16 protein-coding genes are annotated in these 16,888 nt (G+C 44.8%); 9 read left to right on the top strand and 7 right to left on the bottom strand.

Translation table 11 applies throughout. The features are described 5' to 3' along the window. Positions 1-23 precede the first annotated feature (23 nt). The 3 genes from AACU59_RS15965 (at position 24) to AACU59_RS15955 (ending at position 3,329) form a co-directional block, all read left to right on the top strand. Positions 24-1,238, top strand: a complete 1,215-nt coding sequence (locus AACU59_RS15965) for a pyridoxal phosphate-dependent aminotransferase (RefSeq protein WP_013856428.1) — start codon at positions 24-26, stop codon at positions 1,236-1,238. Positions 1,239-1,360: 122 nt separating this feature from the next. Continuing rightward, positions 1,361-1,945: a 5'-deoxynucleotidase gene (yfbR, locus tag AACU59_RS15960; RefSeq protein WP_026028390.1), complete on the top strand. Its 585-nt coding sequence runs from the start codon at positions 1,361-1,363 to the stop codon at positions 1,943-1,945. Positions 1,946-2,003: 58 nt separating this feature from the next. Then, positions 2,004-3,329: an anti-phage deoxyguanosine triphosphatase gene (locus AACU59_RS15955; RefSeq protein WP_094144857.1), complete on the top strand. Its 1,326-nt coding sequence runs from the start codon at positions 2,004-2,006 to the stop codon at positions 3,327-3,329. Between the two features lie 49 nt (positions 3,330-3,378). On the opposite strand, the gene AACU59_RS15950 is transcribed toward AACU59_RS15955, so the two are convergent. Beyond that, positions 3,379-3,987 carry a tRNA-uridine aminocarboxypropyltransferase gene (locus AACU59_RS15950; RefSeq protein ID WP_094144858.1) on the bottom strand — a complete coding sequence of 203 codons (609 nt, stop codon included), beginning with the start codon at positions 3,985-3,987 and terminating at the stop codon, positions 3,379-3,381. A gap of 3 nt (positions 3,988-3,990) precedes the next feature. Here AACU59_RS15950 and rrtA point away from each other — a divergent pair, with 3 nt between their 5' ends. Beyond that, complete coding sequence (gene rrtA, locus AACU59_RS15945) at positions 3,991-4,584, top strand: rhombosortase (protein WP_094144859.1); 594 nt, start codon at positions 3,991-3,993, stop codon at positions 4,582-4,584. A 64-nt stretch (positions 4,585-4,648) separates the two neighbouring features. Here rrtA and sohB read toward each other — a convergent pair whose 3' ends face one another. Beyond that, the gene (sohB, locus tag AACU59_RS15940) at positions 4,649-5,710 is read right to left on the bottom strand and encodes a protease SohB (RefSeq protein ID WP_026028392.1); all 1,062 of its coding nucleotides are present in this window, start codon (positions 5,708-5,710) and stop codon (positions 4,649-4,651) included. Positions 5,711-5,800: 90 nt separating this feature from the next. Here sohB and AACU59_RS15935 point away from each other — a divergent pair, with 90 nt between their 5' ends. Continuing rightward, entirely contained in the window at positions 5,801-6,544 is a 744-nt protein-coding gene (locus tag AACU59_RS15935; protein WP_017048556.1) for a YciK family oxidoreductase, read from the top strand. A 131-nt stretch (positions 6,545-6,675) separates the two neighbouring features. Here the strand turns inward: AACU59_RS15935 and AACU59_RS15930 are convergent, their stop codons facing one another. Both AACU59_RS15930 and mlc read right to left on the bottom strand, forming a co-directional pair. Beyond that, positions 6,676-7,620, bottom strand: coding sequence for a chemotaxis protein CheV (locus tag AACU59_RS15930; RefSeq protein WP_017048555.1), 945 nt, complete (start codon positions 7,618-7,620; stop codon positions 6,676-6,678). Between the two features lie 90 nt (positions 7,621-7,710). Further along, positions 7,711-8,928, bottom strand: a complete 1,218-nt coding sequence (gene mlc, locus AACU59_RS15925) for a sugar metabolism global transcriptional regulator Mlc (protein WP_013856420.1) — start codon at positions 8,926-8,928, stop codon at positions 7,711-7,713. Between the two features lie 279 nt (positions 8,929-9,207). Here mlc and pyk point away from each other — a divergent pair, with 279 nt between their 5' ends. Further along, positions 9,208-10,656, top strand: coding sequence for a pyruvate kinase (gene pyk / locus AACU59_RS15920; RefSeq protein WP_094144860.1), 1,449 nt, complete (start codon positions 9,208-9,210; stop codon positions 10,654-10,656). Between the two features lie 18 nt (positions 10,657-10,674). On the opposite strand, the gene AACU59_RS15915 is transcribed toward pyk, so the two are convergent. Further along, entirely contained in the window at positions 10,675-11,874 is a 1,200-nt protein-coding gene (locus tag AACU59_RS15915) for a patatin-like phospholipase family protein (RefSeq protein ID WP_094144861.1), read from the bottom strand. 18 nt (positions 11,875-11,892) lie between these two features. After that, positions 11,893-11,982 carry a cytochrome bd-I oxidase subunit CydH gene (cydH, locus tag AACU59_RS15910; RefSeq protein ID WP_094123948.1) on the bottom strand — a complete coding sequence of 30 codons (90 nt, stop codon included), beginning with the start codon at positions 11,980-11,982 and terminating at the stop codon, positions 11,893-11,895. Positions 11,983-12,020: 38 nt separating this feature from the next. On the opposite strand from cydH, the gene AACU59_RS15905 reads away from it, so the two are divergent. From AACU59_RS15905 to AACU59_RS15895, 3 genes are all read left to right on the top strand, one after another. Beyond that, complete coding sequence (locus tag AACU59_RS15905) at positions 12,021-12,701, top strand: outer membrane beta-barrel protein (RefSeq protein WP_161437793.1); 681 nt, start codon at positions 12,021-12,023, stop codon at positions 12,699-12,701. A 477-nt stretch (positions 12,702-13,178) separates the two neighbouring features. Beyond that, positions 13,179-14,639, top strand: a complete 1,461-nt coding sequence (locus AACU59_RS15900; RefSeq protein ID WP_017045264.1) for a sodium-dependent transporter — start codon at positions 13,179-13,181, stop codon at positions 14,637-14,639. Continuing rightward, positions 14,639-14,734: a MetS family NSS transporter small subunit gene (locus tag AACU59_RS15895; RefSeq protein WP_010319106.1), complete on the top strand. Its 96-nt coding sequence runs from the start codon at positions 14,639-14,641 to the stop codon at positions 14,732-14,734. The genes AACU59_RS15900 and AACU59_RS15895 overlap by 1 nt, the downstream gene beginning before the upstream one ends. A gap of 362 nt (positions 14,735-15,096) precedes the next feature. On the opposite strand, the gene ptsG is transcribed toward AACU59_RS15895, so the two are convergent. Next, complete coding sequence (gene ptsG, locus AACU59_RS15890) at positions 15,097-16,527, bottom strand: PTS glucose transporter subunit IIBC (RefSeq protein ID WP_013856413.1); 1,431 nt, start codon at positions 16,525-16,527, stop codon at positions 15,097-15,099. Positions 16,528-16,888 lie beyond the last annotated feature (361 nt).

The raw sequence follows: 16,888 nt of genomic DNA, 5'->3' as shown, positions 1-16,888 counted from the left end.
ATTTATTTTTCAGGAATTATACAATGCAAAATATCGGGATGTCGTCAAAACTCGACAATGTCTGCTATGACATTAGGGGTCCTGTACTCAAACATGCTAAACGCATGGAGGAAGAGGGGCATAAAATACTGAAGTTAAACATTGGTAACCCCGCCCCATTTGGCTTTGACGCCCCAGATGAAATCCTAGTTGATGTGATCCGTAATCTGCCTACTTCACAAGGCTATTGCGACTCAAAGGGGATCTATTCCGCGCGCAAAGCCGTGGTACAGCACTACCAGAAAAAAGGGCTGCGTAGCCTAGATGTAGAAGATGTTTACATCGGTAATGGTGCTTCAGAGCTTATCGTGATGGCGATGCAAGCGCTGCTTAATAATGGCGATGAAATGCTTGTCCCTGCTCCTGATTATCCATTATGGACCGCTTCGGTCGCCCTCTCGGGCGGCACTGCTGTGCATTACTTGTGTGATGAAGAAGCCGATTGGTATCCTGATCTCAACGACATCAACAGTAAAATCACGCCCAAAACACGCGGTATTGTGTTGATCAACCCCAACAACCCAACAGGTGCTGTCTATAGCCGTGATTTCCTGCTGGAAATTGTTGAGATTGCCCGCAAGCATAAATTGATCATTTTCGCCGACGAAATCTATGACAAAATCTTATACGATGGTGCAACCCATACGCCTATTTCAACGCTAGCTGATGACGTTTTAATGGTCACTTTTAACGGCCTGTCGAAAGCGTACCGTGTGTGCGGATTCCGAGGCGGTTGGATGTTCCTTACCGGGCCAAAACACATCGCCAAAGGTTATGTGGCTGGTTTGGAAATGCTTGCCTCAATGCGTTTGTGTGCCAACGTGCCCATGCAGCATGCGATTCAAACCGCATTAGGTGGCTATCAAAGTATCAATGAGCTGATTTTACCCGGCGGCCGACTGCTCGAACAGCGCGACCGCGCGTGGGAATTGATCAACCAGATCCCCGGCGTCTCATGTGTCAAACCTAAAGGAGCCATGTACCTGTTCCCGAAAATCGACACGAAAATGTACAGCATTAAAGATGACCAAAAAATGGTACTCGACTTCTTAAAACAAGAGAAAGTGCTATTGGTTCAAGGAACGGGCTTTAACTGGCCAAAACCGGACCACTTCCGCATTGTGACCTTACCGCATATTGAAGATTTGGAAATTGCCATTGGCCGCTTCGAACGTTTCTTATCGACCTACAGTCAGTAGCATTCTGACGTAAACTTCCATATGCTAAACGGGCGCACTTTTCGATACTGGAAAGTGCGCCCGTTTTCTTTTAATCGCCAATTTTTCTCTTGGCCCCCGACACAGCAAGGATGTTTATTGCAATGAAAGAGAGTCACTTTTTTGCTCACTTAGCCCGAATGAAGTTAATTCAACGCTGGCCTTTAATGCGATCCATCTCCAGTGAAAATATCTCAGAACACAGCCTACAAGTGGCATTTGTCGCTCACGCTTTAGCCGTGATCAAAAACAAAAAATTTGGCGGCAAGGTCAACCCTGAACGGATTGCGATTTTAGGTATGTACCACGATACCAGTGAAGTTTTGACAGGCGATCTTCCAACACCAGTTAAATACTACAACCCTGATATTGCGAAAGAATACAAAAAGATAGAAGCCGCCGCCGAACAAAAACTGCTCTCGATGTTGCCTGAAGAGCTGCGTGAGGACTTTGCTCCATATCTCGTTTCAGACGCCGCGCACCCTGAAGATGTGGCGATAGTCAAACAGGCAGATTCACTCTGCGCCTATCTCAAATGCTTAGAAGAACTCAGCGCGGGCAACCATGAATATGCGCTGGCCAAAAAACGTTTAGACGTCACCTTACGAGATCGCCATACACCTGAGATGGAGTATTTTCTCAATACCTTTGCCCCTAGTTTCGAATTAACGCTGGACGAGATCAGCTAACTCACGCTAAGTTACTTGTTAAGTGTTTGAAAAACATAAATGTACTGCAGGAGATGGCATGGATATATCCATTGACCCCAAATGGCTTGAACGCCAAGATGATGAGCATAAAATCCGCCGCGATGATCACCGCAGCCCTTTCCAACGCGATCGGGCACGTATTCTTCACTCGGCAGCATTTCGTCGCTTACAAGCTAAAACTCAAGTACATGGCACTAGCTTGAATGATTTCCATCGCACTCGCCTCACTCACTCCTTAGAAGCCGCGCAACTCGGCACTGGTATAGTGGCGCAAATTAAACTCAAGCAACCAGAGTTTCGTGATTTGCTGCCTTCGGATAGTTTGATCGATTCCTTATGCCTAGCGCATGATATCGGCCATCCTCCTTATGGCCATGGCGGCGAAGTGGCGCTCAATTATATGATGCGCGATCACGGCGGCTTTGAAGGCAACGCGCAAACCTTTCGAATTGTGACCAGCTTAGAGCCTTACACCGAACACCATGGTATGAACCTGTCACGCCGCACTGTGCTGGGATTATTAAAATACCCTGCGCTGCTGAGCCAAACTCGCGCCGTACAGCAACCCAATGCAGTCGCTCACCAGCGTCAGTTGAAAGCTAAAGAGTGGTCGCCGGCTAAGGGAATATACGATTGCGATCACGCGATTTTTTCTTGGGTAACAGAGCCGCTCTCTGCGCAAGATAAAGCTCTACTCAGTCAAATGCGTGGTCAGCCCACAACGCCTTATCAACATCACAAGACTCGCTTTAAATCACTCGATTGCTCAATCATGGAGCTGGCCGATGACATTGCCTACGGCGTGCACGATTTAGAAGATGCCATCGTGCTTGGCATGGTGACTCGCCAACAGTGGCAAGAGGCCGCAGCCTCGAAACTGGCCGAATGCGGCGATGCGTGGTTTGAAGAACACATCGCTTCCATCAGTGAAATGCTGTTTGCAGGCAAACATTATCGTCGTAAAGATGCGATTGGCGGGATTGTTAATGCGCTACTGACTAGCATTCATATTCAAGCCGTTGATGCGCATTTTGAGAATGAATTACTCGCCTTCAACGCCTATTTAGAACCCAATATGGCCACTGCGCTGGAAGTACTGAAATCATTTGTGAGCCAATATGTGATTCAAATTCCGCAAGTGCAGCGTTTTGAATACAAAGGCCAGCAGATCATCATGGATCTGTTTGAAGCGCTAAGCGCCGATCCTGAACGCTTACTGCCAGAAACAACGCGCGGTAAGTGGCAAGCCCAAACCAATGAAAACGATGGTATGCGCGTTATCTGTGACTATATTTCGGCTATGACCGATGGCTATGCGCAAAGGCTCCATCAACAACTCTTCTCAGCTCATAATCACTATTAATGGCTAGTTGAGTGATAGCTTCTGCCATCATTACTCACTGATATAGCGGTTACTCGCTGATATAGTTTTGCTTAAAAACCCCAGCTGGCATTTGGCTAATTTGAAAGGCAACCATCGCATCAAAAGCATCAAGGAGCGGTTGAAAATTTTGCCGAGGCTCAAGCAATGACAAGATATGAAAACCAGCTTCAACAGTTGATAAGCTGTTTTCACTCGGTGCCTTGCGAATGCGATAATTGCCTTTGAGATCGGTCGGCAAGTGCAAACACGGTAGCGAATGTAAATTGCTCGAGAGTTGCCACATTTTATACGCTTTCTTCCAAGTACCATCGAGTAAAATAACTCGTACTTTTCTGGTATCAGCATTGATATTCATAGCCGACACGGGCTGCGCAGTCTCATGCGGGTAAAGTACATAGTTGAGCACATCCGGCTCAGCTAAGCACTCATTCAGCTGAGTGTGCTGGCTAAAATCTTCGGCAACAAAGCGCCTGCAATTCGCTAAAGATAAATCGAGAATTCGGGCTGTGCCCATTGGGCGATGTTCTTCTGTCGGATGTTGAAGAATGATAAGCTCGACCGACGAGGAAAGCGGTACGATCAAAGAACAGATGCAGGCTTTTTGCGCTTTACCACATTGAGAACAGTATCGAGACATAACGTGAATTACTTTCGCCTTTGCTTACTAAACATAAACCATCAAAAAAATCGTTATTTTGCACTACTTGCTATCAGCTTGGTCTGCTTGGGGTTGCAATGGCCGCCACTGGCCGCCCTCAGTGCGTGGAATCGGCCTGCCATTGAAGCGGGCCAATGGTGGCGGATCCTAACAGGAAATTTCACACACACCAACTTTACACACCTTGGTATGAACCTCGCAGGGCTGTGGATTATCCATTTTGTGTTTCAACCGAGCAGTAAAAAATGGTTAATCAGCCTTCTGGCAACCAGCCTGATGGTAGGCGTTAGCCTTTTTTTGAGCCGTATGCAAGTCTATGTCGGCCTTTCAGGCGCGCTCCATGGAATGTTTGCCTATTTGGCGCTGCAAGAAGCACTGCAAGGGCGTCGCAGCAGTTGGCTGTTGGTGGTTGGTGTTATTGTCAAAGTTGTCTGGGAGCAAATTTTCGGCGCTTCAAGTAACACCAGTGAGCTTATTAATGCACGCGTTGCTATCGAAGCGCATTTAGCAGGCATGTTGGCCGGGTTGATACTCGCCATCGATGAATGGCTGAGATCAAAAAAAACGGAGAAGTAACGCACTTCTCCGCTTAATACTCTCCGAAAAATAATCTGCCTGCTTCGAGAAAGATGCGCCTAACCTAAACGATTGGCCGTTGACCGCGACTGATCAATTTCAGCAGCACGCTATCGGCCGCTTCGCCCGCAACACCAGCCAATTTATCAGTCAGTTTTTTCTTCTGCACATAATGGATTGCCAGTACCGTTTTATCTTTACACGCAGCAACCACTAAGTCGTCAGAAGTTTTGATCTCATCGACTAAACCGAGCTCTTGAGCTTGAGTTCCAAACCAGTGTTCACCAGTGGCCACTTTCTCAAGGTCAAGCGCTGGGCGATGCTCGCGGATAAAATCTTTAAACAGTTCATGAGTCTCTTCGAGTTCTTGCTTGAACTTATCGCGCGCTTTATCACTGTTTTCACCAAACATAGTCAGCGTGCGTTTGTATTCACCTGCGGTCAATTGTTCAAATTCAATATCATGTTTTTTAAGCAGTTTATTAAAGTTAGGTAGTTGTGCGATAACGCCAATGGAACCGACAATCGCAAAAGGAGCGGCCACAATTTTATCAGCAATACACGCCATCATATAACCACCGCTGGCGGCCACTTTATCAACTGCGATGGTTAGGGGTAACCCAGCTGCTTTAATGCGATCGAGCTGCGAAGAAGCCAAACCATAACCATGCACCATGCCACCGCCAGTCTCTAAACGCAGCAACACTTCATCACCTTGACGAGCAACGGCGAGAATGGCGGTCACTTCCTCGCGTAGCGAACTCACTTCTTTGGCATCAATACTGCCGTTGAAATCCAAGACAAAGAGATGCGGTTCACGTTTGGTATCTAACGCTCCCTCTTTGGCCGCTTTTTTGATCGCTTTGTCACGTACTTTGTTTTTCTCTTTTTCGCTTTTCTTTTCTGCTTTATCGCGAGCCTTCAAGAAAGCATCATCGTGCAGATGGTGTTCCATCTGCTCGACCATTTCTTTATGACGCTCGGTTAAATTCACTACTTCCAGCTCGCCTTTCTGCGCGCTGTTTTTTCCGCCCACCGATTTCACAATGACCAATAGCACAACAAGAGCGACGACGATTGTCGCAATCTTGGCCAAAAATAGGCCGTAGTCCAATAAAAATTCCAACGTCCTAATCCTCATAGGTTTTGATTTGGTGTATTGTAACCACCTTGTCACGAAGACTTAAAGCAAATCATAACAATAAGGAAGCACAAGGTGGATTATTCAGTTTCTGCAGATGCCCTCAAAGATAGAGTCATTTTAGTTACAGGTGCTGGCGACGGTATCGGTAAACAAGCCGCCATCAGCTATGCAGCCCACGGCGCAACCGTCATTTTGCTCGGCCGCACGGTGAAAAAGTTAGAACAAACTTATGATGAGATAGAAAACGCTGGCTACGCAACACCTGCGATTGTTCCGCTGGACATGAAAGGAGCCACCAAGCAACATTACCTCGATATGATCGATACCATTGCAGAGCAGTTTGGTCGCTTAGATGGTGTGCTACATAACGCGGGGCTTTTGGGTGTGATCAGCCCGTTTGATCAGATCGGTGAAGATTCTTATGACGATGTCATGCAGGTCAACGTCAAAGCGCAATTCTTACTCAGCCAAGCGGCGCTGCCATTGCTGCACAAATCTCCAGATGCGCGGATTGTATTTACGTCTTCAACCGTAGGCCATGATGGTCGTGCTTTTTGGGGCACTTATGCTATGTCAAAATTCGCCACAGAAGGGATGATGCAAGTGCTAGCTGATGAGCTAAGCAACACATCAATTCGAGTGAATGCAATTAATCCCGGTGGCACGCGCACAGGCATGCGCGCCAAAGCTTATCCCGCTGAAGATGTGGAGTTGTTGAAAACGCCTAAAGATATCATGCCGCTTTATCTCTATTTAATGGCGCCGGAAAGCCAAGCCGTGAATGGTCAATGTATCGATGCACAACCGAAAAAGTAATGGCTTAGCTTTTTCTTAATCTTTCAATGCCTTGCCTCATCAGCAAGGCATTGTCGTTTGAGGTGAACGTTACTATTTCATGTCAGCACATTACATTAGAGACGACTTTATTGTAATGATGGCTAAAAATCTTACGAAAGCACATCACGTAATCGGTCTTGTGCCACTTGTACTAATAAATCGGGTTGGAATTTAGAGATAAAACGATCACAACCCACTTTTTGTACCATGGCTTCATTAAAGCTGCCACTGAGTGACGTGTTTAACGTAATAAATAGTGATTTCATTCTCGGATCATTACGGATCTCGGAAGTCAGTTTATAGCCGTCCATTTCTGGCATTTCAGCATCGGTGATCATCAGTAAAAGCTCACTCGTTACATCTCTTCCTTCATCGCTCCACGACTTCAGAAGATTCAATGCTTCTAAGCCATCTCTGCATTCGACAATTTCCAAACCAAGCTGTGAGAGCGTCCCTTTTATTTGGTTACGAGCCGTTGAAGAATCATCCACAATCAGAATTTTTCGCCCGACCATCTCCGCAACCAAATCATGATCAAGAACGCCTTCTGAGATAGAAACGTCATAATCAATAATCTCAGCTAACACTTTTTCAACATCAATGATTTCAACAATATGGCTACTGTTGACCTCTTTAACATGGGTGATAGCGGTAAGGTAATTAGAACGGCCAGCTAAACGCGGTGGTGGCTGAATTTCAGTCCATGCGGTATTGATAATATTGCGAACTTGCCCAACCAAAAAACCTTGAATGGTTCGATTGTACTCAGTGATGATGAGGTTCTGTTCCTGGCTATCCAAGCGAGATGGAGGAAAACCGATCGCACTGCGCAAATCAATGACAGGAACTGGCACTCCCCTCAATGAGGCTACACCCGTAATATTATGATGAGAACCGGGCAATTTCGTTAACTGAGGAACTTTGATCACTTCCCTCACCTTAAATACATTGATCGCAAAAATTTGCCGGCTATTTAAGCTGAATAAAAGCAACTCAAGTCGATTCTCTCCGACAAGATTGGTGCGCTGGTCAACCGTATTTAAAACACCTGACATACGAAATCCCGAAAATTATAGTGAACTCACATAACAGTATAGCCATATGGGTTAATTGTAAAAAATATAAATGATCTAACCGCGAAAAAATTAACCTTCGACAACTTTCATCAGCAAAAGTCCATCATAGAGAGCTTGTTTAATCAAAGCCGCACCGGGCATGGTTGCCTGTTTATAAAAACGTGATTCCACTAATTCGAGATCTTGATGATAGACAGGTAAGCTCTGCTCTTCGATGCATTTTTGCAATGCAGGGTATAACACGTTCTTAGCTTGGTTGATAACACCACCGATAAGAATTTTTTCTGGGTTAAACAGGTTGATCACAATTGCGATTGCGGCCCCTAAATAACGCCCTAGTTTCTCTATCACATCCACCGCTAATGGGTCACCCTCTGCTGCGGCCTCACAGATATCTTCAATAGTGATTTCACTGTGCTCAGTCAATGATGAAACCTCACCGTTTGCAATACGCAGCGCCACTTCTTCACGAATTGCTTGCGAACTGGCGACTGTCTCCAAACAGCCAATATTGCCACAATGGCAACGTTTACCGTGCGGATCAATTTGGATATGACCTAACTCACCGATATTCCCGTGCCGACCTTGCAGCACCCTGCCATCGAGGATAATGCCGGCCCCTAAACCGTGGTGAATAGAGATAAGAACTGAATTTTCATTGCCTTGCGAATGGCCAAACAACTTTTCAGCCAGTGCCCAAGCTCGGGTATCATTCGCCACAAATACAGGTAGGCCCGTCGCCTTATAAATTTCAGGACCAAGAGCCAGATTTTCCACATTGTAATGAGGCATCTGTAGCACAATCCCTTGCTCTGAATTCACTAAACCGGGCAAGGTAATTGCGATACTCGTCACTCGATCCAATTGCGACGAGTAGGTTTGAAAAAACTCTTCAATTTCGTAAAGCAACCTAGCGAGCACGTCATCTTGGTCTAGCTCATGGATCTCAATTTTGGTGTCGATCAACACTTCACCACCCAACTCATGCAGGGCAATAATTAGGTAACCACGCCCTAAACGCATGGATAAAAATTGCCATCCCTCATTATTGGTTTGTAAACCAACGGCTGGGCGGCCACGGCTGATCGCTTCTTGTACTGTCGTTTCATGGATTAAATGAGCTTCAATTAACTCACGAGTAATTTTGGTAATACTTGCCGGAGCAAGCTCACTCTCCTTCGATAAATCGATGCGAGAAATGGGACCTTTTTGGTCAATGAGTTTATATACACGACCAGCATTGACCTGTTTGATATGATCAATATGGCCTGGTTGCGCCATATACATTGGGAGCTCCAGAAATCAATAACATGCCAATTTTTTTACTTTGCGAAGTAATTGTGAAGCGCTTTAGTATATTGCCGTGACAAGCATCACGGATATACCTAGATCTTCGTGTATTTAGCCAATAAACTGCCATTTGTTTACATTCAAAAAATATGAAACTCCTCTTTTTTTGTGACAAAAATCATCTGACACCTGTCGATAAATTTCACTCTTATCCCCTTTCTTTCGCCAGATCTTGCATATACTCAATCTAGATTCCCGCCCCATCAGGAGAACACAATGACCGCTGTGTTAAGAAGAACAAAAATCGTGACTACTTTAGGCCCATCAACAGACAAAGGCGAGATATTAGAGGCGATTATCAAAGCTGGCGCAAATGTTGTGCGCATGAATTTTTCACATGGTAGCTCCGAGGACCATAAACTGCGAGCGCAACGAGTAAGAGCTATCGCGGCTAAGTTGGGTCGCCATGTCGCTTTACTTGGTGATTTACAAGGACCAAAAATTAGGGTCTCCACATTTAAAGAAGGAAAAGTCTACTTAAATGAAGGTGACCGATTTGTTCTTGATGCAGAGCTCCCCCCAGGGCAAGGTGACCAAGATTCGGTTGGCATTGACTACAAAAAACTACCACAAGATGTGCAGCAGGATGATTTGCTGCTATTGGACGACGGACGAGTACAACTACTCGTCACAGCAGTCGATGGTGCTAAAATACACACCATAGTCACCGTCGGTGGTCCACTTTCAAATAACAAAGGCATCAACAAAAAGGGTGGCGGTTTATCGGCGGAAGCGCTGACCGAAAAAGACAAACGAGACATACTACTCGCCGCCGAAATACAGGTTGAATATCTGGCCATTTCATTTCCTCGCAATGGCGAAGATATGAAATACGCTCGCCGCCTCGCTCGTGATGCAGGCCTTGAAGCCAAACTCGTGGCGAAAGTGGAACGGGCAGAAACCGTGGCCAGTGATCACAATATTGATGACATCATTATGGCCTCCGATGTGATCATGGTCGCTCGTGGTGACTTGGGGGTAGAAATTGGTGATCCTGAGCTGGTTGGTGTGCAGAAAAAACTGATCCGCCGCGCTAAGGCACTCAATAGAGTAGTGATCACCGCAACACAAATGATGGAGTCAATGATAGAGAACCCAATGCCAACCCGCGCGGAGGTAATGGATGTTGCCAATGCGGTGCTTGACGGAACCGATGCGGTGATGCTTTCAGGTGAAACTGCTGCTGGGAAATACCCAGTAGAAACGGTTCGTTCGATGGCCGAAGTGTGTGTCGGCGCAGAAAAAATGATCGAAGCTAGCCAACAAAATTACCGAATCGATACTTCGTTTGTGACTGCTGAAGAGACCATTGCGATGTCCACTATCTATGCGGCCAATCACATGGAAGGAATCAAAGCCATGGTGACTCTGACCGAATCAGGAAGAACAGCGCTTATGACCTCACGCTTAAATTCTGTACTGCCTATCTTTGCTATGTCGCCCAATGAACGAAGTTTAAACCGCTGCGCTCTATATCGGGGAGTCACACCCGTCTATTTTGATACCAAAGCAGATACTGGTTTTGATGTGGCCGTTGCAGCTCTCAATACGCTTAAGGAGAAAAAATTGTTAGAGTTCGGTGACTTAGTGATCATCACTCAAGGTGACATTATGGATGTCGAAGGGTCAACCAACTGCATGCGTATCCTGCCGGTCCTTGACTAACCCGTGCTCCCCGTTGACTTAATGGTCGCGGGGAAAATAATCCGATGATGCAATACGGGACTGATATGCCGACTGCGCTTGGTTAAATTGGTCGATAAAGCGATAACCCGCCGTCAGTCCCAGCTCATAATCATAAAGCAGATCTTCTTGACTGCTTAAGAGAGATCTTGACCTCAATGGTTCGCTGGGCACAATCTGTAGGATGTAAACATCATCCGGCGGCGCACGCAAAAATTCTTGAGTAAGAGAATAAGTTTGGTAATGCACCATTAACATATCCGCTAACCCCGAATCAAACTTGTCACCAATTAAATGACTCAAGCGATAAATATCATCAGCGCCAAATAACCAGCGCCCACCATTGAGTAGCTCCAAATTCATTTGCTCACGTTTTTGTAGCTTAGAACGTTCTATTTGTTGATGGAGAAGACCACTCCACTCTTGCTTCCAGTAAGACAATTTTTGTCGCCACTGACCTTGAATATTTTGCAAAGGTTCACGTAGCCAATGAGCCTCGTTGTAAGGCTTAGCAGAAGGCAACGGCTTCATCGGTAACCCACTCTCTACCGCGTCGACATCAGGGCATTCAGTGCGGATTACCGCGACAAAACGGGCACCTCTACGCCATGCCTCCTGAACTGGAATTGATGCCGATACTCCACCATCAATATATAGGTCATCACCCAGCTTGACTTCATGCGGATATAAGCGGGGAATCGCACAGGTGGCAATCAACACCGCTCTCCAGTTACTTGCTAATATCGGGAAATAATGGTCGTGGAGTGAGTGTGCTGAGGTAACAGCAGCATAAGCTTTTCTTTTCGCAAGGACTTGGGCTCCCATATCGACATCCAACCGATAAGGAAATTCCGATATGCGATCTAAAGCCCAATCCAAGTTCATGAACTGCTTACGCCGAACGTAGCTAAATAGATTAAAAAAATTAGCATCCGTGGTGAGTTCTAAAATAAAAGCCTTGCCTAACCCATGTTGACGGCATAGGTAAGCGCACAAATTCAATGCACCTGCAGAGGTGCCATAAAATTCATCAAAGGGGTCAAAATTGGAAAGAAGGAACGCATCTAACACACCTGCGGTAAAAATACCTCTTTGGCCACCACCTTGGGCAACCAATGCATTTTTTCCTCCAATGTACTTCGAGAGCCGATCTAAATCCGCTCTCGTCTCTTTATCAGAGATAGTTCCACTAGTGTTCATCAGCAGAACCCTCGTTGATTAATGGCTGATAGCGATCAAACCAAAACCGACGAGAATAGTAAAGACCGTTGCAGTAATCACTAATGCATATTTTAGATCAAGTTCCATAGCCACCTCCTATCAGATAACAAAGTAATAACATCAGTGTGAAGTATCTTCAAGAATCGTTGATTTTTCGTGCACAATTATGGAGTTACCATCACAATAACCTAATCGTTAAAAAGTGGCTTAGGTTAATAATTATGCATCAATACAATAAAATCATTCTTATCATCGGAGCTTTATCTGCTCACTATGCACAAGCGCAAGTCATCGTCTCTCCCTTTTTTGGGTATATCGTTGGGGGCGAAGTCGAGGATCAAGCCAGCAATGAATACGATTTAAAAGCTTCCTCTGGTTATGGCCTCGCTATAGAAACTGATTACGAAAAAGGCCGAATTGGTCTGTTTTATGCCACTCAAAACACCTCTGTTGAAACCATTAACGCGGATACCAACATCCATTATCTCCACTTTCAAAGCAGCATTTATTATCCGACAAGCCAACAATTGACCGCTTATATAGGCCTAGGTATCGGTGGTTCTTATACGGATGTTGACTGGGCTAAAGATAAATATGGTTTTTCTTCAAGCTTGTTTGGGGGTTTTGAGTATGCCTTTACCGATAACATTGCGCTGAATAGCCAAGTGCGTTGGTTAGGTACCTCTGTTGACAACGAAACTTCAGCAACCTGCACACTGCCCTCTTCAGAAACGTGCGCGATTCGTTTTAAATCTGATTGGATCAATCAATTTTCGGCTAATATCGGCCTAACAGTTCGTTTTTAAACCAAGATAAAATTGTGGTGTGATTCACTAGTGAGTGTATGTTTTTCAGTCATACACTCTTCGACAAAAAATAGTTTTATCATTTATATTTTTTAGACAACGAAGTTATAAATTCCATTCTTATTAAAAAATGACGTTCATTCCACCTAAATCCCAATTAATTAACAACTAATACACCATCAAAAAACCAGAGAATAACATTTACAATCTATTGCCTTAACTTAGATTAGTCTGTAGTCTCGAACCCATGCGTAGCTGATTATTTCAGATACAGCAAACACACATCGAACTATTAAGAACAATATTCTGAGTTCTCGGAAAGCTGACAACATATAACACTAACTTTTTGCCAGTTCATGGATGATGGCGCAAATATTCACGGTCTACTTAGTGTACCGATAGTATTCATCACTCCAACACTGGCTCCGCAGCCGAAGAGAAGCTTCATACCTCAGGGAAGTCGTAAAGGAGTAAGCAATGAAGCGAGAACAATGGGGATCCCGTGCAGGGTTCATTTTGGCTGCCGTAGGTTCGGCTATCGGTCTTGGAAACATATGGCGTTTCCCTTATATGGCTTATGAGAATGGGGGTGGTGCATTCTTCATCCCTTACCTTTTCGCCATGATCACAGCGGGTATACCGTTTATGATCCTAGAGTTCAGCATGGGTCAAAAGCATCGCGGTTCAGCACCAGCCACTCTGGCTAAAATTCACGCAAAATTTGAATGGTTAGGTTGGTTCCAAGTAGGGGTTGCCGCTATTATTGCTGTGTATTATGTGGCCGTTATTGGCTGGGCTATTTCCTACTTTGGTATGTCGTTTACACAAAGTTGGGGAACCGATACTAATGCTTTCTTCTTTAGCAACTATTTAGCACTAGGCGATAATTCACCGACAAATCTCGGTAGTATTCAATGGAAAATTGCCATTGCAATGCTGATTGCATGGGCCATTACTTATGCTGCTATCGTCGGTGGAGTGAAATCTGGAATCGAACGCGCTTCAAAAATCATGATGCCAATACTGTTTATCATGGTACTGCTTTTGATTGGCCGCATGATTTTCCTACCAGGTGCATTAGATGGTGTGAACTACATGTTTGAGCCTGACTTTGACAAGATCTGGGATGTGAAGGTTTGGGCTGCTGCTTATGGACAGATTTTCTTCACCCTAAGTATTGGTTTTGCCATCATGCTGGCGTATTCCAGCTACCTTCCTGAGAAATCAGACATAACGAATAACGCCTTCATGACAGTATTGATCAACTGTGGTTTCTCAATTCTGGCGGGGATTATGATTTTCTCTGTTCTTGGCTACATGGCTCATGAACAAGGCAAACCGTTGACAGAAGTCGTGTCTGCGGGCGTTGGGCTTGCATTCGTTACGTTACCAGCGGCTATCAACCTATTGCCAGCGCCCTATATTCTTGGGCCAATCTTCTTCTTTGCACTTGTTGTTGCAGGCCTAAGCTCACACATATCAATCATTGAAGCCGTCACCTCAGCCGTCATCGATAAGCTAAAATGGAGCCGTAAAAAGGCCGCTAATGTAGTTATCAGCGTAGGGTTTTTGGTTTCAATGGCCTTTGCGACCAACGGTGGCCTGTTGCTACTCGACCTTGTCGACCACTTCGCAAACAACGTGGGCATTATGGCGAGCTGTCTAGTGGAACTTACGCTCATGGCATGGCTATTTAAGATTTCTGACGTACGCAAATACGTGAACAGCATTTCCGATTTCAATATTGGCGTGTGGTTTGATATTTGTCTGCGCTTTATCTCACCTGTAATTTTGGCCATTATTGTCGCCACAAAACTGAACGCTCTATTCACAGAAGGTTACGGTGGTTATGACCTCACCCTAGGATGGGTCATGATCGGGTTACTATTCGCTATAGGCGTAACAATCAATGCAACAAGCCGCAAGGAGTGCAACTAATGACGACAAGTGCAATTATTATGATGATTATTGGTTTGGGCATTACGTGGGGTGGCGCCGCCATCTGCATTAAAAAAGCCATGAACAAACAATAATCCTGTTGATTCTAAAAGCCGATGTCATCATCGGCTTTTTTTATGCCTGTCGACAACCGCTACACTTGCCTCTTGAAGCCAAACCTATTCATGCCACCCAAACCACAGCAAAATTAAACAAGTGATGTGAATAAAGGAATAGAGCGAAATAGCCCTTACTTGATTATCGTTTGAGATAAAAGAGAGTTAAGTCGACAAGCCAAGCGTGAGATCCGTCTTATCGCCGCAAGCGGACAACTCAACTAATAAATGAGATGGCAATGATCAACTTATAAAAATAGAGAATGGCTGATGAGCGAGTTAGCGGCAAAAGAAAAGGAGGCTTTCGCCTCCTTTTTTATAGGGGAATGAAAAGATATGAATTAACCGTGGTTACGGATCCACTCATCCATTTCAGTTTTAAGGTTGTCAGACTTAGTACCAAAGATAGCTTGAACGCCACCCGATACAACAACAACACCCGCAGCACCAAGCTGTTTCAATTTCTCTTGGTTTACTGCTTCTGTTTTAGCAACAGAAACGCGTAGACGAGTAATACATGCATCTAGGTTAGTGATGTTTTCTTTACCACCAAAGGCTGCAACAAGTTCACCAGCTAACTCACTACCTGTAGCAGAAGAAGCTTCTTCAGATTCATCTTCACGACCTGGAGTTTTCAGGTTCATCGTACGGATAACGAAAGTAAACACGACATAGTATAGAACTGCATAAGCAATACCTAGACCAACCAATAGCAACATGTTTTCAGCACGAGGAGATTGAACAACAAAGTCAATGAAACCGTTCGAGAACGTGTGACCGTGAACAACACCTAGAGCGTTAGTCAATACATAAGCAAGACCAGCTAGCAAAGCATGAACAACATAAAGTACTGGAGCGATGAATAGGAACGAGAACTCAATAGGTTCTGTAATACCCGTTAGGAATGAAGTCAATGCAGCTGACGCCATGATACCCATTACTTTGGCGCGGTTTTCTGGTTTAGCACTGTGTGCAATTGCAATTGCTGCAGCTGGAAGACCGAACATTTTGAATAGGTAGCCACCCGCTAGTTGACCGAAACCGTTACCTGCAGCGCGAGACGCATCATCAGCAGTCAAGAAACAAGTCATGATACCGTGAACGGTAGTACCGGCATTGTTGGTACATGTACCTGCTTCATAGAAGAAAGGCACGTTCCAGATGTGGTGAAGACCAAATGGAATCAATGAACGCTCAACAACACCGTAGATACCAAATGCGGTTACTGGGTTTTGGTTAGCAGCCCAATCAGAGAATGTTGCGATAGCTGAACCTACAGGAGGCCAAATGATAGATAAAACAATACCTAGAGCAATCGCAAGGAAACCCGTAATGATTGGTACTGCACGTTTACCCGCGAAGAAGCCAAGATATTCAGGAAGTTGAATTTTGTAAAAACGATTGAATGCCCAAGCAGCAACACCACCTGCAAGGATACCACCAAGAACGCCCGTCTCGATGTTATCAACACCCATTACGACTGCCATTACTTTTAGCGTCGCAACCATGATGCCATAGCCAACAATTGCTGACAGGCCTGAAACACCATCGTTATTCGTGAAGCCTAATGCTACACCTACTGCAAAGAGTAGTGCCATTTGACCAAAAACCGAACCACCAGCTTGTTCCATTAAATGTGAAACAACTTCTGGTAGCCAGCTAAAGTTCGCTGCACCCACACCAAGCAAAATACCCGCAACTGGTAAAACTGATACTGGAAGCATCAGAGCCTTACCAACTTTCTGCAGGTTTGCAAAAAGGTTTTTAAACATGTTTATGCTCCTGATTAAGTTATTAGAATTGTTTGGGTTCTAACGGCACACCCCCGTAGCCTAAATGTTAGCACCCAATGAAAATGTAACCACATATCGCATTATATTTTTCGCCTCTAAATATATCTTGATGCCACTCAAACTTTCTAGTTAGTAACGAAATTTTGTTTCAAAACAATAGACCGATCACAATGCGGGAGGGTGTAAACTCTGCCAATCAATTAATATAACTACATGTTTTATAATGACATTGTTAACAATACCATTAATTTCACAGAGTGAATAAAATTAGCGCACTTGTTATTTTTAGTAACAAAATTACAATTTTAACTTTCAAGCTTATTTTTTCAACAGATTAAGT

It is taken from the genome of Vibrio sp. V23_P3S9T160 (assembly GCF_963886625.1).
Taxonomy (GTDB): domain Bacteria; phylum Pseudomonadota; class Gammaproteobacteria; order Enterobacterales; family Vibrionaceae; genus Vibrio; species Vibrio anguillarum.
The sequence above is the reverse complement of the archived record's forward strand: the minus strand, read 5'-3'. Positions and strand labels throughout refer to the sequence as shown.

Excerpts from the sequence above, each read along its gene's own strand:
- AACU59_RS15965 (WP_013856428.1), top strand. The coding sequence starts at position 24 with ATGCAAAATATCGGGATGTCGTCAAAACTCGACAATGTCTGCTATGAC.
- yfbR (WP_026028390.1), top strand. The coding sequence starts at position 1,361 with ATGAAAGAGAGTCACTTTTTTGCTCACTTAGCCCGAATGAAGTTAATT.
- AACU59_RS15955 (WP_094144857.1), top strand. The coding sequence starts at position 2,004 with ATGGATATATCCATTGACCCCAAATGGCTTGAACGCCAAGATGATGAG.
- AACU59_RS15950 (WP_094144858.1), bottom strand. The coding sequence starts at position 3,987 with ATGTCTCGATACTGTTCTCAATGTGGTAAAGCGCAAAAAGCCTGCATC.
- AACU59_RS15930 (WP_017048555.1), bottom strand. The coding sequence starts at position 7,620 with ATGTCAGGTGTTTTAAATACGGTTGACCAGCGCACCAATCTTGTCGGA.
- mlc (WP_013856420.1), bottom strand. The coding sequence starts at position 8,928 with ATGTATATGGCGCAACCAGGCCATATTGATCATATCAAACAGGTCAAT.
- pyk (WP_094144860.1), top strand. The coding sequence starts at position 9,208 with ATGACCGCTGTGTTAAGAAGAACAAAAATCGTGACTACTTTAGGCCCA.
- AACU59_RS15915 (WP_094144861.1), bottom strand. The coding sequence starts at position 11,874 with ATGAACACTAGTGGAACTATCTCTGATAAAGAGACGAGAGCGGATTTA.
- cydH (WP_094123948.1), bottom strand. The coding sequence starts at position 11,982 with ATGGAACTTGATCTAAAATATGCATTAGTGATTACTGCAACGGTCTTT.
- AACU59_RS15900 (WP_017045264.1), top strand. The coding sequence starts at position 13,179 with ATGAAGCGAGAACAATGGGGATCCCGTGCAGGGTTCATTTTGGCTGCC.
- AACU59_RS15895 (WP_010319106.1), top strand. The coding sequence starts at position 14,639 with ATGACGACAAGTGCAATTATTATGATGATTATTGGTTTGGGCATTACG.
- ptsG (WP_013856413.1), bottom strand. The coding sequence starts at position 16,527 with ATGTTTAAAAACCTTTTTGCAAACCTGCAGAAAGTTGGTAAGGCTCTG.